Source organism: Microcoleus sp. D2_18a_D3 (assembly GCF_036702455.1).
In the GTDB taxonomy this organism is placed as follows: Bacteria; Cyanobacteriota; Cyanobacteriia; order Cyanobacteriales; family Microcoleaceae; genus Microcoleus.
Genome location: NZ_JAUBTK010000083.1, coordinates 18,974 through 34,196 on the forward strand (window position 1 = coordinate 18,974; position 15,223 = coordinate 34,196).

Here is a 15,223-nt window from a genome sequence, read left to right on the forward strand (position 1 = left end):
TTAGCTATGGCTTTAAAACCGGATGCGTCAGGGATAATGCGCTTAATTGGCGACAACACCTCGGAACGAATTCAACTTTTTTCTGGAGATATAACCAACTTCCCTTTAGGAGCTTGGGCGCTTGATGGCAACGATACAGTAGAGGGTTCAGGGGCTAGCGAGTTAATCCTGGGAAATGAAGGGGAAGATATTCTCCGAGGTTTGGCAGGCAACGATTCTGTATTTGGGGGAAAAGGAAGAGATGCCCTGTATGGAAATGAGGGAAATGACTGCCTCAGTGGTGGTCTAGATGCTGATTTCCTTACTGGAGACGCTGGCGATGATATTTTATTTGGGGGGAGAGGCAATGATCTTTTAGGCGGCGGAGATGGGAATAACACTCTGGTTGGCGGCGTGGGCAGAGACATATTAAATTGTGAGTTGGGTAATAATTTATGCGTTCTAGGAATAGATCCTGCCACTACAGATATCAATTCTAGTGAGAGAATCGCACGTTTTGATCCTGATTTAGATCGCATTGGATTAGCGAGTGACTTAACGGTCAATGATATAGTGTTGGAGCCGCTACAGAATGTGACACTAACAGTTAGGTTCGATTTCCCGCAAGCTATACAAGCATTCTTCCCTCCAGCTTTTCTCAGCGAATTTAGCGGAGTTTATTCAGGAACTCTAATCAGAGTCAGGAATTCTAACGCGATTTTAGGTTTTGTAGAGGATGTAACGCCTAATGAGCTACAAAGCAGCATTGTTTCCGTTCAGGGTTTCTAATGTCAGGACAATCACTGGTGGTCTGACAAACTTATCACATTGTTAGCCACAAATTAACTTCTGATGTTTACAAGACTTACGCATAAATGCTAGTAGTAGGGTGGGAAATACGCAGCTTACTACTATGAGTCGCGTAAAAATTGACTGTGCAGCGTAAGTCTTGTAAAATTATTTACTCTTTGAGTCCGCTTGGAGTGGACGAAAGTTGGTGTAGTAGCGATTTCAAGCTCGGAGCGAAATCACTAATCACTAAGATTTACCGTGAGAAACTCAAGATAGCAACAACGCGGATTCGGCGTTGTCAATCCAGACGGTACGAGTCCTTTGGTCCCAGATGTGGATTTTAATGCTGTTAAAACAGTAGCCCAATTTATCACGTCGGTGCCGGGAGGAATCGGGCCGATGACTGTTGCTAGGGTTTTGGAAAATACCGTTTCGAGTTATATTGAATATGGTTCTAAGTGAATTATGACCCACTTGTGAGCCAGTATTGGCTCAAGTAGGGTTAGTAATCTACCAACACACAAAGATTTTAACTATGGCTTTAAAACCGGATGCGTCAGGGATAGTGCGCTTAATTGGCGACAACACCTCGGAATTCATTCAACTTTCTCCTGGAGATCTAACAAACTTCCCTTTAGGAGCTTGGGCGCTCGATGGGGATGATACAGTATATGGCTCAGGGGCTAGCGAGTTAATCCTGGGAAATGAAGGGGAAGATATTCTCGCAGGTTTTGCAGGCAACGATTCTCTATTTGGGGGAAAAGGAAGAGATTTGCTGTCTGGACTGGAGGGGAATAACTCCCTCAGTGGTGGTCTAGATGCTGATATTCTTATTGGAGACACTGGCGATGATATTTTATTTGGGGGTAGAGGCAATGATGCTTTAAGCGGCGCAGGGGGGGATAACACTCTGGTTGGCGGCTTGGGCAGAGACTTATTAAGTGGTGGGTTTGGCAATAATTTATGCGTTCTGGGAATAGACCCTGCGACTACAGATATCAATTCTAGTGATATAATCGAAAGTTTTGATCCTGATTTAGATCGCATTGGATTAGCGAGTGACTTAACGGTCAATGATATAGTGTTGGAGCCAATACAGAATGTGGAATTAACATATACGTTCGATCTGCCGCAAGCTTTACAACCATCACTCCCTCCAGGTCCGGCCGGCGCAAGTGGGTCTGCTTCAGGAACTCAACCCAGAGGCGGAATTACCGGAGTTTATTCAGGAACTCTCATCAGAGTAAGAAATTCTAACGCGATTTTAGGTTTTGTAGACGATGTAACGCCTAATGAACTACAAAGCAGGATGGTTTCCGTTCAGGGTTTCTAAATTCAGGACAACCCGTGGTGAGCTGACAAACTGATCATTTTGTTAGCCAGAAATTAACTGCTGATATTTACAGAACTTACGCAGAAACGCTAGTAGTAGGGTGCGTATTTCGCACCTTACTACTATGAGTCGTGTAAAATTTGACTGTGTAGCGTAAGTCCTGTAAAATTATTTACTCTTTGAGTCCGCTTGGAGTGGACGAAAGTTGGTGTAGTAGCGATTTCATGCTCGGATGGAAATCACTAATCACTAAGATTTAGCGTGAGGAATTCAAGATAGGAACAACGCGAATTCGGCGTCGTCAATCCAGACGGTACGAGTCGTTTGGCCCCAGATGTGGACTTTGATGCTGTTAAAACAGTAGCCGAATTTATCACGCCGGTGTCGGGAGGAACCGGGCCGATGACTGTTGCTAGGGTTTTGGAAAATACCGTTTCGAGTTATATTGAATACGGTTCTAATTGAATTGGGACCAACTTGTGAGCCAGTATTGGCTCAATTAGTAGGGTTAGTAATCTACCAACACACAAAGATTTTAGCTATGGCTTTAAAACCCGATCCATCAGGGATAGTGCGCTTAATTGGCGACAACACCTCGGAAGGAATTCAACTTACTCCTGGAGATATAAACAACTTCCCTTTAGGAGCTTGGGCCCTCGATGGCAACGATACAGTAAATGGCTCAGGGGCTAGCGAGTTAATCCTGGGAAATGAAGGGGAAGATTCTCTCCGAGGTTTTGCAGGCAACGATTCTGTATTTGGGGGAAAAGGAAGAGATTACCTGGATGGATCTGATGGAAATGACTGCCTCAGTGGTGGTCTAGATGCTGATTTTATTCTTGGAGAGGCTGGCGAGGATATTTTATTTGGGGGTAGAGGCAATGATTTTTTAGACGGCCAAGAGGGGAATAGCACTCTGGTTGGCGGCTTGGGCAGAGACGTCTTAGAGTGTCAGTTTGGCAATAATTTATGCGTTCTGGGAATAGATCCTGCCACTACAGATATCAATTCTAGTGATGTACTCCTAAATTTTGATCCGGATTTAGATCGGATTGGATTAGCGAGTGGCTTAACGGTCAATGATATAGTGTTGGAGCCGCTACAGAATGTGACATTAACATTTAGGTTCGATTTGTTGGAAGCTTTACAATTATTGGTTCCTCCAGCTTTACTCAGCGAATTCACAGGCTCTGCTTCAGGAACTCTCATCAGAGTCAGAAATTCTAACGCGATTTTAGGTTTTGTAGGCAATGTAACGCCTAATGAACTACAAAGCAGCATTGTTTCCGTTCAGGGTTTCTAAGTTCAGGACAATCAGTGGTGAGCTGACAAACTTATCATATTGTTAGCCACAAATTAACTGCTGATATTTACAGGACTTACGCAGAAACGCTAGTAGTAGGGTGCGTATTTCGCACCTTACTACTATGGGTCATGTAAAAATTGGCTATGCAGCATAAGTCCTGTAAAATTCTTTACTCTTTGAGTCCGCCTCGGCGTACGAAAGTTGGTTTAGTAACGATTTCAAGCTCCGATCGCAATTACTAATCACTAAGATTTACCGTGAGGAATTTTTGACAGCAACAACGCGAATTCGGCGATAATCTGCAATCCAATTACCATCGCGGTACAGCGCCGATCGCAAACGCTCTTCAACGGAGTTAATTACCTGCGATCGCACATCCTCAGACAACCCCAACAAAAACCCACCAGCAAACATCTCAATCCAATTTACCATACCCGCGCTGCCACCTTCTAGGGAAGTCGGGCGATCGAACAAAACCGCATAACCCACATCAAATCCCTGCTTTTCCAAAAGCCCAGCATACTCGCCAATACTCGGAAAATACCAAGGATTAAGCGCTTCAGGCTCAAGCGGGCCAATTTCTGACAAAACACTCAAAAGTGCGCGGACGATCGCCCCCACATTCCCCTTACCGCCAAACTCAGCCACAAAACGCCCTCCCGGCTTCAGCGCTTTTTCCACACAATCGATCGCAGCATCCGGCTGTTTAATCCAGTGCAAAACCGCATTAGAAAACACAGCATCTAACGGCTCTTCTACTTGAAAAATCCTCGCATCTGCGACAGAAAAGTTAAGGTGAGGATAGTTGAATTTTGCCGTAGAAATCATCGACAAAGAGGAATCAATACCTTGCACAAAAGCACCAGTTTGAGCAATTTTTTCAGTTAACTGTCCCGTACCGCAGCCCAAATCCAGAATTTGTTCACCAGCCTTCGGAGCGAGTAACTCCAAAAGCGATTCGCCGTACTGCCAAACAAAAGCATGATTTTGCTCATAAAGAGTTGTATTCCAATAATTTTGTGCCATGATAATTACCCTGAACCTTTCTTCTCTTTCTCTGTGTTCTCTGCGTCTCTGCGGTTAATAAAAAAAATCCTTCTTCACAAAACCCACCCACTTATTTGTTAGCGAGTTGGGCGATCGCACTTCCCTCGATTCGGCAAACCCTAATATTTTCCAAAATCCGCGCTCCCTGCTTTTCATAAAAAGCAATTCCCGGCGCATTGCCAGTATTAACAGTCCATTCAATCCGCCCGCAATTTGTGGACTCAGCAATTTTTCCCAAATACTTTAACAGCGCTGTACCGACTCCCATTCCGCGCATAGGAGCTTGCACAAATAAATCATCAAGCCAAAGACACGGCTGCGTCAATAAACTTGAATAGGAGGAATAAAAAAGAGCAAATCCTACCGCGGTTCCGGCAACTTCCGCCAACAAAACCCGCACTAGCGGAGGCTGGCAAAACAACGTTTGCTGCAATTTATCGGCTGTTGCTGTCAACAGGTTTTTAGAGCCATCGAACTCGCTTTTTTTGGAAATAAAATCCACAATTAATTCCAAATCTGCCAGCTCGGCTTCTCTAATTCTGATATCCAAATTAGTCATTTTTTAATTCTCAATCTCGCCTATTAATTACTGTATGAAATATCATCATTAATGTCCAATATATGTTTAACTAACAACTTATACTTTAAAAATATCAATGATTGGGGAGCTATGGAACTTCGGCATTTGCGTTATTTCATTGCAGTTGCAGAGGAACTGAATTTCACTCGCGCCGCCGAAAAACTGCATATTGCCCAACCTCCGCTGAGCCAACAAATCCAGCATTTAGAGGCAGAGTTGGGGTTTCAACTGTTTCGCCGCACCAAGCGGACGGTGCAGTTAACGGCAGCGGGACAGGTTTTTTTCGAGGAAGCCGGGAAAATTCTGCAGCAAGTCGATCGAGCAATTCAACTCGGCCGACAAACCAGTCGGGGCGAACTCGGCCAACTGACTATCGGCTTTGTGAGTTCCGCAGCACACAACGTGGTTCCAGCGATTTTGCAGGCCTTTCGCACTCGGTGTCCCGCCGTCACGCTGGAACTGCACGAACTGACAACCAACGAACAGTTGCAGCGGTTGCGATTCGGGCAAATTGATATCGGCTTCGTGCGCCCTCCGGTTGAGGAAGATGGGATAAATTCTGAAATCGTTTTTCGAGAACCCCTGATCGTGGCACTTCCAAAAACGCATCCGGCGGCCGATCGCACGCATCTTGAATTACGCGAACTTTCCACGGAACCGTTCATTTTATTTCCGCGTTCCCAGGCTCCGGGATTGTACGATGCGATCGTCAGTCTTTGTCAGCAAGCAGGTTTTAGCCCTCGCGCGGCTCAAGAAGCAATTCAAATGCAAACCATTGTGAGTCTGGTAGCCGCCGAGATGGGCGTGGCGATCGTCCCGGCGTCGATGCAAAATTTCCAGCGCAGCGGGGTTGTTTACAAAGCGTTACCAGAATCTACCTGCATTGTGGCGATCGCTCTAATTTGGCGCAGCGATCCAACGGCGGCGGTGCACCGGTTTTTGGAAGTCGCCAGACAAATCAGCGGATTTGAGATTTGAGATTGTAAATTTTAGATTGACTGGCAATTTGACAAACTTATCAAAACTCAAAGATTTTCTGTGCAACAACACCCGTAGAATGATTAATTGATGCTCGGAGTTCGAGCAACTACTGCCGTAAAAGTCGGTACGATGCGACCCCAACGGCTCACAATATCCCATATAAATATTAAGTACAAGAGAGCAAGGGATGGTATTGGCAACAGAAATGGGTTCGTCCCAACCGGAATCCTCTTTCGATTTATCTACTTATCTAGTCAAGCGAAAAGAGGCGATCGAGGTAGCTCTCGACAGTTCACTCCCGGTCATCTACCCAGAGAAAATCTACGAAGCAATGCGCTACTCGCTGCTAGCGGGGGGCAAGCGCCTGCGTCCGATCCTGTGTCTCGCTAGCTGCGAACTGGCAGGCGGCACTACATCTATGGCAATGCCGACAGCTTGCGCTTTGGAAATGATCCACACCATGTCGCTGATCCACGACGATTTGCCGGCAATGGACAATGACGACTACCGGCGGGGCAAACTGACGAACCACAAAGTCTACGGCGAGGATATCGCCATTTTGGCTGGCGATGGTTTGTTGACCTATGCTTTTGAATTTATCGCCACTAAAACTGAGAACGTACCCCCCCAACAGGTGTTGCAGACGATCGCCCATTTAGCGCGGGCATCGGGTGCTGCTGGACTCGTAGGCGGTCAAGTGGTTGATTTGGAATCGGAAGGAAAGACAGATGTTTCTCTGGAAACTTTGAATTACATTCACGCTCACAAAACAGGCGCGCTGTTAGAGGCTTGCGTAGTTTGTGGGGCAATTTTGGCTGGGGCTTCGGCTGCCGATTTGCAGCGGCTGTCTCGTTTTGCTCAAAATATTGGGCTGGCTTTCCAGATAATAGACGACATTCTGGATATCACTGCTACCCAAGAAGAACTGGGCAAAACTGCTGGCAAAGATGTTCAAGCCGGGAAAGTCACTTATCCGAGTTTGTGGGGAATTGAGGAGTCTCGGCGCCAAGCTTCGCAGCTTGTGGCTGATGCTAAGGATCAATTGGCAGTGTTTGGGAGCAAAGCTCTACCGCTGCTGGCGATCGCCGATTTTATTACCAGCCGCAGTAACTAGATATACCAAACACTATGCAGGAAATTTGCAGCGGCATTTTAAACAATCATGTACTCGTGGTTGCTTTGATCGCTTGTCTGGCGGCTCAGATCATGAAGTTGCCGATCGAGTTGGTCAAAAATCGCAAGTTTAATCTTCGGTATTTGGTAACAACGGGGGGAATGCCCAGCGCTCACTCGTCTTTTGTGGGCGCTTTGGCTGCTGGAGTGGGACAAACGATGGGATGGGAAAGTCCGGACTTTGCGATCGCTGCGATCTTTGCAATTATTGTGATGTACGACGCAGCAGGCGTCCGCCAAGCAGCAGGCAAGCAAGCTCGCATCCTCAACCAAATTATTGACGAGTTTTTTGAGGAAGATCACAACCTTAATGAGGCTCGCCTGAAAGAGTTGCTGGGACACACTCCTTTTCAAGTGCTTGTAGGTTTGGGGCTGGGAATCACTATTGCTTGGATCGCAGGGCCTGCATATTAAGTTTTAAGTACGGAGTAAATTTGGGGCAGTGGTGTTTTTTGACGAGTTGGAGGTAAAAGTTGGTGGCGGGGATTAATTGTTCGGCAACTCATCCGTCTCTAGCTGAGAAAAGCACCCGAACTTTTTGGAAGTTTATGGCAAGGCCTATTCCCTAATTAAGCACTTCAAAAAGTTCAAAAAGTTTTTTCACTTCCCACTCCTTAGAATTGTTTTGCTATGCTCCAAAGACTATATGTACACAACTTCAGATGCCTAGAAAACTTTGAACTGCCCATAAAGGGGATGCCATCTGCTCTCTTGATTGGAAAAAATGGTGCAGGTAAATCAACTACTGCCTCTGCATTAGAAGTCCTTCAGAAGATTTGTCGAGGCATCAATAGAATGCGCGACCTTGAAAAACTTAACCTTATTAGCTCGAAAGATTTCGCTCGTGGAAGGTCTGATGTTCCGATCCGGTTTGAAATAGAAGTATTACTCGAAGATAAATTATACAAATATGTCCTTGCCTTAGATTTACCAGAAAAATTTAGAGAGCTTCGAGTTTTTGAAGAGCAACTGCTAGTTGCAGGAGATCCAATTTACTCTCGAAAAGAAGCCCAAGTCACTCTTCACACCAGCTCCCAAAATCGTGAAGCTCAGTTTCGGGTAGATTGGCATCTTGTTGCCCTGCCCGTAATTCAGGAGCAATCTGAGACTGATCCGCTTCATATTTTCAAGACTTGGCTGGCTCGCATGATTATTTTAGCCCCGATTCCCAGCTTGATGACTGGAGACTCAAACGGTGAAACTTTGGAGCCAAAGCGAGATGGTTCAAACTTTGGGGAGTGGGTTTCGGGCTTACTGAGTCGCTATCCTGCAGCCTACACACAGGTTGATAAATATCTCCGAGAAGTCATGCCTGACATTCAGGATTTTCTGAATGAACTAATCGGCAAAGACTCGAAAAGCATGATTGTTCGATTTGAAGCAAATAATGCGAATCTGAGTATTGAATTTAATGACTTATCTGACGGGGAGAAATGCTTTTTTCTTTGCGCTGTTGTCTTGGCTGCCAACAAATTTTATGGCCCACTTTTTTGCTTCTGGGACGAGCCAGATAACTATCTATCCTTATCGGAGGTGGGACATTTTGTAATGTCTCTGCGACGCTCATTTAAAAATAGCGGTCAAATCTTAGTGACATCGCATAATCCTGAAGCTATCCGAAAGTTTTCAAATGAAAATACCTTTGTATTAGATCGCAAAAGCCACTTAGAGCCAACTTTAGTCAGACCGCTGAGTGAGATGTCTGTTAAAGGCGACCTGATAAATGCCTTGATTGGTGGCGACATAGAGCTATGAGTAATAAGTATCAACCGCACATTCATGTGTTGGCCGAAGATGATGCTAATCGCCAGATTGCCAACGGATTTCTTCTGGGGCCAAACCTTAATAACCGTGCTGTTAAAGTCCTGCCACTTCCTGGTGGTTGGAAAAAAACTGTGGAGGAATTCACGAAGAAGTATGCGTCTGAAATGCGACAATTACCACAAAGAATGATGGTTTTGCTCATTGATTTCGATGATGATGAAAATCGGTTGAGTTATGTAGAAAGTCATATTCCAGATGATCTAAAAGCAAGAGTATTCGTGCTGGGAGTGCTATCTGAACCAGAGAATCTAAGGACAGACATCAAAAAGACTTTTGAGGAAATTGGAGAAGGTCTTGCAAAAGATTGTTCTGACAACACAAATGAGTTATGGGGACATAATATTCTCAAACACAACAAAGCAGAATTAGATCGTATGGCTTTATCTGTAAAACCATTCCTCTTTAAATAAATAAATAAACGCAAAAGTCGCGCACGCTACTTAAATGTCAGGTGCGCGATTGCCAATAATTTAGCGGAGTGTGGCTCGATCAAAAGTCGCGCAGCCTAATGACTACTGACCGAATTCTGCTTGCAGCAGGTCATCGTTGTCATCGGCGATCGTGGCGACAATAGTAATAACCCGGGAAATTTCCCCGGTCGAGATTTCCGCCATCGTCCGAGTCGATACTACCGCAACTTGATTGTCAACAATCGCAAAATGAGATTCCAAAGTAGACAGCCAATTCATTTCTAGAAGTTTCCGCATTAATTGAGCTTCATTCTTTGCTGGCAACTGCAGTACAAAAGCCCAAACCGTCAAAGTATCATCTTCGGTTTCGCCCGTGAGTTGCACGAACACTTCAACACTGCCGTACTTAAACTTCCAAAGATGTCCGCCAGCTTCACTTTGACCGACCATCACTTTTTGGTCTACAGCCATGCTGGCGATGACAGTTTCAATTTCTTCTGCATAGGTGACGGCTGTGGCTTTTTCGACCTGCTCGGAGGCGATCGCACTTTCACTTGAGAGGCTTTCTGCGGAAGCTGTTTGTATGTTCGGCTCGCTGGTAGTCATGATTATATTTAGATGGAAAACTATTCCAATAATCAGTTTACTTGCTAAAGCTTAAAATTATGACTTTAAATAACTGGTTCCGAGGCTATGCCTGGGAACCAGTTAATCTCGCTTGTTTGCGGAGGCAGGCGCAAGTTGGACTGGCAAAGCGGTTTCAACCGGATTCGCGATCGTTATTAAGCCTTGGGCTTAGTCGTCGCCGCCTTCTTCTCAATGTTATTCAAGCCGTTGAGGAACATCGGCACAAATTTCTCCACAAATGCCTGCGGGTCGCGGTTCCATGCCCGCTGAGCTACATCGACTCTGGTCATTTGCAGATCCGGGGCCAGCAGGGTTCTGGGCAAGCGTTCCATCAAGTATTGCGGGCGTTCCCACATCGGCATGGTGTTGGCAATATCCACTAGGCGGGTGACGCGGCGGAGTTCTGCCCCCAACATGATATCCATTCCCGATTCAAAAGCTGCTTGTTCGATCGCCACATACTTGCGCTTTGCCTGTTCCACCTTTTGGCGGTGTTCCGGGCTTTTGTCGGCGATTTGGGCCAGCCAGCGGTTGCCCCAGCGGACGTGACCAGCTTCTTCGGGAAAAATCTTTTCGATTGTTTCGCGGATTTTGACGTTTTCTGCGGTTTGGGGAGCCTGTTTGAGGGCGTGGATGTGGGCTGAGAAGTATTCGCATCCCCGCTTCTCGGTGACGTTAATCGCGGCGAGGGAAGAAATTACGAAGTCTTCGCGGTTTGTGGTGGGGTCTTGTTTTTCGCTGTCATACAACCTTTCAAATTCGTCAATGTAGGAGACTCCTGGCGGCGTTCCCACATTTTGGCCCAAGTCTACCAGCAAATCTGTCAACCACATGGCGTGTCGCGCTTCGTCGGAAATGTGCCGGGAGAGGTCGCGCACCAGTTCTGCCGGGTTCCCGTCTAGCTGTTCGATTACGTCTGTGAGGTCTTTGCAACTGCGCTGTTCGCTGTAGCGGTAGCGGTTGAGGGTGATCAGGTGAATTTCGCGATCGCGCACTACTTGAGCTAAAATTTCGCGCGCTCCCATAGCGTTGCGAAGCTTGCGGGGATAGGCAACAGTCATGGTTTTATGTTGTTTTGTAAAGATACCTATATAAGTGTAACGCAGTTTTTGCAACAACCAATTACCTCGCAAGGGTGAAAGTTGTTGTTTAGCACGGACATTCAATTTTATACAGAGAATTTTTTTACTAGCTCAACAAATGACAATAGTTTGGAGTTGCGAGCCATACCATTTTAGATTTTAGATTTTAGATTTTAGATTAAAAATGACTGATGACTATCAGGGTTTGGAGCTTTTCTACAGTTAGATTATTTTTTTAAACTGCTATCACGCAAGGGTTGCGCGGAGGACACAAAGCAACCTCATACACTCAAAACTTTTCAGGTTCCGTCGAGTCTTGGGCTTCAACACTAGCAGACTCTTGTTGAAATTTTCGCGCCTCTTCTACTTCCAACCTAGCCAAAGTTGTCGCCACATCGGCTAACTGTAAAGCCAGATTCATCCGACAAATCGGGTTTTTTTCCCTCCAGAGGTCTTTTGCCAAGAAATGTACTCGATAGCGAAACATTTTAATTGAATTTGGCGGAGTAACTTTCACGGTCATAGTCTTTCTTCGGTTGAAGTTTGAATGCGGAGCAGCACCCGTTCTAGCTCCAAGTAAACAAATGTCAGCATGATTACTTTATCTTCATCGGTGATTGTAACACTACAGGTTGCCGATCGAGGTTCAACGCCTTCGTGCCTGACAACTACAGTATATTTTCCCTGCTTCAGGTTATCAAAATTCACATCGGCCTCAAACAGGTCAACTGTCTCCTCGGCCAGCACTCGTCCCTCCCGAGTCAGTAAAGTCACAAAGGCAATGCCGTCAACTGAAGTCATGGCGACGTTACTCTGATTGCGGATCATCACAAAAATATCGGACATCGTTTGGTCATTGTTAATTGCTAATTGCTAATTTAGAATGAGTGCAGAATCTCACAAGCAAAGGAGCATAAATACAGTGAATCATTTCAAGTTTTTGCTAATTTTGACGGCTTTTGCAGCGGTTCTCGGTTTGGGAAAAAGTGGGGCGCTAGCTGCTGTCTCGAATATCTCTGAGACTGACCCTGGTTTACAGTTTCACGGCGTGCGGGTTGCTCAAAGGGACGATCGCAATTTAAGCAACTCGAAAGGTACATTAAAAGAAGGCAGTGTCCTCTCTATCGATCCTGATGAAGTTACCGGCATACCAAAAGCTGAGGCGCAACAGCGTTTCATTTTGAATAAGATATATCGGGTTCAGGAAGGCACTACCGCTGAGGATTTGTTTATTGTTGATGAGAAAGCAACTAAATGGGCTGTAGAGGATGTCTCTGAGGCTACAGTGGGCGACACTACTAACAGCGTTGCCCAGATAGTGTCGGGTAACGGGAGAGTCTGGGCGCTGATCCAGAAGTTCTAAGTTCCAAAAAAACGCCGCTTTTAAGGGCGGCGTTCTTATTAATTAAAAATCACAGGTTAAAAAGGGTATAATCACCATTTTTAACTTTTAATTTTTAATTATTTATTTTCTAACAGTCGTAGTAGAGAGCAAACTCGTAGGGGTGAGGACGCAGCCGCATCGGGTTGACTTCATTGTCGAGTTTGTAGGAAATCCAGGTTTGGATGAAGTCTTCGGTAAATACGCCGGTTTCAGTTAAGAAACTGTGGTCTTTTTCTAAAGCTTCTAAAGCGCCTTCCAATGAACCGGGAGTTGAAGGAATTTTGCTCAATTCTTCAGGGGAAAGGTCGTAGATATCCACGTCCAAAGGTTCGCCCGGATCGATTTGATTCTTGATGCCGTCTATGCCGGCGCACAGCATGGCTGCAAATGCTAAATAGGGGTTGGATGTGGCATCGGGACAGCGGAATTCTAACCGCTTGGCTTTGGGGTTGGTTCCCGACAACGGAATCCGCACTGATGCCGATCGATTCCCTTGAGAGTAAGCTAAGTTTACAGGCGCTTCAAAGCCCGGAACTAAACGCTTGTAGGAATTGGTCGTGGGGTTGGTGATTGCCAAAAGTGCCGGTGCGTGCTTGAGAATGCCGCCGATGTAATGCAGTCCCATTTGACTGAAACCAGCATATTGATCGCCTGCAAATAGAGGTTGGCCGTCTTTCCAAATCGACTGGTGAACGTGCATCCCGGAACCGTTGTCGTTAAACAGCGGTTTGGGCATGAAGGTGATGGTTTTGCCGTATTTTTTGCCGACGTTTTTGATTACGTATTTGTAAGTCAGCAAGTAGTCGGCGGCTTGTACTAAAGTTGCAAAGCGGAAACCGAGTTCGCATTGACCGCCCGTGGCGACTTCGTGGTGGTGCTTTTCGATGGGTACGCCGCATTTTGCCATTGTCAGCAGCATTTCCGTTCTCATGTCTTGAGAGGTATCGGTTGGTGCTACTGGGAAATAACCTTCTTTGTAACGCGGTTTGTAGCCGAGGTTGCCGCCTGCTTCTTCTTTGCCGGAATTCCAACGACCTTCGATCGAATCTACGTAATAGTAGCCGGAATTTTGGGTTTGGTCGAAGCGAACGTCGTCAAAAATAAAGAATTCTGCTTCCGGGCCAAAGAATGCTGTATCGCCGAGACCGGTCGAAAGCAAGTAGTCTATGGCTTTTTGGGCAATGGTGCGGGGACAGCGACTGTATGGTTCGCCGGTGCGAGGTTCTTTGATGCTGCAAATGAAGCTGATGGTCGGTTCTGCCATGAACGGGTCCATCCAAGCGGTGGTCGGATCGATGACCATCGTCATGTCTGATTCGTTGATGGCTTTCCAGCCCCTAATGCTGGAACCGTCGAAGGGTACGCCGTCTGTGAATGCGGTTTCGTCGATTTGGTCGTGGTACAGGGAAAGGTGCTGCCAGATCCCCGGCATATCGATGAATTTTAGGTCAACTATCTGGATCTTATTTTCTTGTATGTAGTTTAAGGCTTCTTGGGGTGTCTGGAACATGACTTACTCCTGATATTGGTTGTGTCTTGGCGATCGGCCGATTTCAGACTGTTTGGGCGATCGTAGGCCTTCAGTATCCACTATTTTGTATCTAGGGCTACAAAAGTTTGAAATAGGGGCCCAGTGGGGCCGGGCAGTTTGAGATTCTTGCCCTGTGGATTATTTTTCGGCTGAACATACAAGGCAAACGGCTGAATTTTACGACAGTTTGCCGCGGATAGACTACCCTTCGTGAAAATCCTATCTCAAATCTTAATCAAACGCCGATTTGTAGTAGTCTACAATAGGCAGTCTGTCTCAGATAGCAAAGTATTGATAAAGATTTTTGGGAGAGAAACTTATGCGCGATGCAGTGACGAGCCTGATTGAAAATTATGATGTTGCTGGTAGGTATTTAGACCGAGATGGTATCGATCGGTTGAAATCTTATTTTGCAACGGGCACGGCACGGGTACAGGCGGCGGCTGCGATTAACAGCAATGCTGCGGCAATTGTCAAGCAAGCTGGTATCCAGCTATTTGCTGAACAGCCGGAACTGATCCGTCCCGGGGGAAATGCCTACACGACTCGTCGCTACGCGGCTTGTCTGCGGGATATGGACTACTACTTGCGCTATGCTACTTACGCCCTAGTGGCTGGAAGTACCGACGTGCTCGACGAGCGCGTGCTGCAAGGTTTGCGAGAAACTTACAATTCTCTAAGCGTTCCCATTGGCCCGACGGTGATGGGGATTAGCATTATGAAGGAGATGGTTAAGGCTCAAGTGCAAGCTGCTGGCTTGTCTGTGGGGCCTTTTTTGGATCAGCCTTTTGATTACATGATTCGCGAATTGAGCGAACAAGATATTTAAGTCAATTTGCTAGTTCTTTTAGCAGCAAATTGCACTTGTGGCTGGCAGTTAGCAGCCGTTAGATCGATCGCTTTTTTTGGCCTCACAGCCTCCAAGCGATCTTTTTTTTTTGGTTAGACAATTTTAGATTAAAGATTTCAGATTAAAAATTATATAGCCTTTCTCAGAAAGATGAGGTACTCATGGGCATAGGGCATAGGGCATAGGGCATAGGGCATAGGCCTCCCTGGGCATACCTCACTTTTTTGAGAACCGCTATAGATTAAAAGGCGTTGCTGAATCAAGGTATGAATGCCCCAGGAATGGGAATATCGTCAAACTTCAAGTAATGTATTAATAACTTAA

General features: G+C 46.0%; 17 protein-coding genes and 2 pseudogenes. 12 read left to right on the top strand and 7 right to left on the bottom strand.

The window, feature by feature from the left end; all coding sequences use genetic code 11:
* Window positions 1-6: 6 nt before the first annotated feature.
* From QUB06_RS27675 to QUB06_RS27695, 5 genes and pseudogenes are all read left to right on the top strand, one after another.
* A complete protein-coding gene (locus QUB06_RS27675) occupies window positions 7-768 on the top strand; it encodes a calcium-binding protein (RefSeq protein ID WP_333438003.1) in 762 nt (253 codons plus the stop codon).
* A gap of 297 nt (window positions 769-1,065) precedes the next feature.
* Window positions 1,066-1,233: pseudogene (locus QUB06_RS27680) on the top strand (bifunctional 5,10-methylene-tetrahydrofolate dehydrogenase/5,10-methylene-tetrahydrofolate cyclohydrolase); the annotation flags it as partial.
* A 73-nt stretch (window positions 1,234-1,306) separates the two neighbouring features.
* Window positions 1,307-2,104, top strand: a complete 798-nt coding sequence (locus QUB06_RS27685) for a calcium-binding protein (RefSeq protein ID WP_333438005.1) — start codon at window positions 1,307-1,309, stop codon at window positions 2,102-2,104.
* A gap of 321 nt (window positions 2,105-2,425) precedes the next feature.
* Window positions 2,426-2,569, top strand: a pseudogene (locus tag QUB06_RS27690) (bifunctional 5,10-methylene-tetrahydrofolate dehydrogenase/5,10-methylene-tetrahydrofolate cyclohydrolase); the annotation flags it as partial.
* A 76-nt stretch (window positions 2,570-2,645) separates the two neighbouring features.
* On the top strand, window positions 2,646-3,407 hold the full coding sequence (locus tag QUB06_RS27695; RefSeq protein ID WP_333438006.1) for a calcium-binding protein: 762 nt from the start codon (window positions 2,646-2,648) through the stop codon (window positions 3,405-3,407).
* Window positions 3,408-3,662: 255 nt separating this feature from the next.
* Here QUB06_RS27695 and QUB06_RS27700 read toward each other — a convergent pair whose 3' ends face one another.
* Both QUB06_RS27700 and QUB06_RS27705 read right to left on the bottom strand, forming a co-directional pair.
* Window positions 3,663-4,436, bottom strand: coding sequence for a methyltransferase domain-containing protein (locus tag QUB06_RS27700; protein WP_333438007.1), 774 nt, complete (start codon window positions 4,434-4,436; stop codon window positions 3,663-3,665).
* A 91-nt stretch (window positions 4,437-4,527) separates the two neighbouring features.
* Complete coding sequence (locus QUB06_RS27705) at window positions 4,528-5,016, bottom strand: GNAT family N-acetyltransferase (protein ID WP_333438008.1); 489 nt, start codon at window positions 5,014-5,016, stop codon at window positions 4,528-4,530.
* Between the two features lie 111 nt (window positions 5,017-5,127).
* On the opposite strand from QUB06_RS27705, the gene QUB06_RS27710 reads away from it, so the two are divergent.
* The 5 genes from QUB06_RS27710 to QUB06_RS27730 all read left to right on the top strand — a co-directional run bounded on the left by QUB06_RS27710 (window position 5,128) and on the right by QUB06_RS27730 (window position 9,425).
* A complete protein-coding gene (locus tag QUB06_RS27710) occupies window positions 5,128-6,015 on the top strand; it encodes a LysR family transcriptional regulator (RefSeq protein WP_333438009.1) in 888 nt (295 codons plus the stop codon).
* Between the two features lie 190 nt (window positions 6,016-6,205).
* Window positions 6,206-7,132, top strand: coding sequence for a geranylgeranyl diphosphate synthase CrtE (gene crtE / locus QUB06_RS27715; protein ID WP_333438010.1), 927 nt, complete (start codon window positions 6,206-6,208; stop codon window positions 7,130-7,132).
* Window positions 7,133-7,146: 14 nt separating this feature from the next.
* Window positions 7,147-7,605 carry a divergent PAP2 family protein gene (locus tag QUB06_RS27720; RefSeq protein WP_332953040.1) on the top strand — a complete coding sequence of 153 codons (459 nt, stop codon included), beginning with the start codon at window positions 7,147-7,149 and terminating at the stop codon, window positions 7,603-7,605.
* 216 nt (window positions 7,606-7,821) lie between these two features.
* Window positions 7,822-8,946, top strand: a complete 1,125-nt coding sequence (locus QUB06_RS27725; RefSeq protein WP_333438011.1) for an AAA family ATPase — start codon at window positions 7,822-7,824, stop codon at window positions 8,944-8,946.
* Window positions 8,943-9,425 (top strand): hypothetical protein, encoded by a 483-nt coding sequence (locus QUB06_RS27730; RefSeq protein WP_333438012.1) that lies wholly within the window; start codon window positions 8,943-8,945, stop codon window positions 9,423-9,425. Before QUB06_RS27725 ends, QUB06_RS27730 begins: the two co-directional genes overlap by 4 nt.
* Before the next feature lie 102 nt (window positions 9,426-9,527).
* Here QUB06_RS27730 and QUB06_RS27735 read toward each other — a convergent pair whose 3' ends face one another.
* The 4 genes from QUB06_RS27735 to QUB06_RS27750 form a co-directional block, all read right to left on the bottom strand.
* Window positions 9,528-10,031, bottom strand: a complete 504-nt coding sequence (locus tag QUB06_RS27735) for a YbjN domain-containing protein (RefSeq protein ID WP_333438013.1) — start codon at window positions 10,029-10,031, stop codon at window positions 9,528-9,530.
* 176 nt (window positions 10,032-10,207) lie between these two features.
* Complete coding sequence (locus QUB06_RS27740; protein WP_333438014.1) at window positions 10,208-11,113, bottom strand: ferritin-like domain-containing protein; 906 nt, start codon at window positions 11,111-11,113, stop codon at window positions 10,208-10,210.
* Window positions 11,114-11,423: 310 nt separating this feature from the next.
* Window positions 11,424-11,657, bottom strand: a complete 234-nt coding sequence (locus tag QUB06_RS27745; RefSeq protein WP_333104836.1) for a hypothetical protein — start codon at window positions 11,655-11,657, stop codon at window positions 11,424-11,426.
* Complete coding sequence (locus QUB06_RS27750; protein ID WP_333289348.1) at window positions 11,654-11,980, bottom strand: hypothetical protein; 327 nt, start codon at window positions 11,978-11,980, stop codon at window positions 11,654-11,656. Before QUB06_RS27750 ends, QUB06_RS27745 begins: the two co-directional genes overlap by 4 nt.
* A gap of 76 nt (window positions 11,981-12,056) precedes the next feature.
* On the opposite strand from QUB06_RS27750, the gene QUB06_RS27755 reads away from it, so the two are divergent.
* Window positions 12,057-12,497, top strand: a complete 441-nt coding sequence (locus tag QUB06_RS27755; protein WP_333438015.1) for a hypothetical protein — start codon at window positions 12,057-12,059, stop codon at window positions 12,495-12,497.
* A gap of 109 nt (window positions 12,498-12,606) precedes the next feature.
* On the opposite strand, the gene glnA is transcribed toward QUB06_RS27755, so the two are convergent.
* Window positions 12,607-14,028 (bottom strand): type I glutamate--ammonia ligase, encoded by a 1,422-nt coding sequence (gene glnA, locus QUB06_RS27760; RefSeq protein WP_333057654.1) that lies wholly within the window; start codon window positions 14,026-14,028, stop codon window positions 12,607-12,609.
* 340 nt (window positions 14,029-14,368) lie between these two features.
* Between glnA and apcB the strand changes: the two genes are divergently transcribed.
* Window positions 14,369-14,878 carry an allophycocyanin subunit beta gene (apcB, locus tag QUB06_RS27765; protein ID WP_333036060.1) on the top strand — a complete coding sequence of 170 codons (510 nt, stop codon included), beginning with the start codon at window positions 14,369-14,371 and terminating at the stop codon, window positions 14,876-14,878.
* Window positions 14,879-15,223 lie beyond the last annotated feature (345 nt).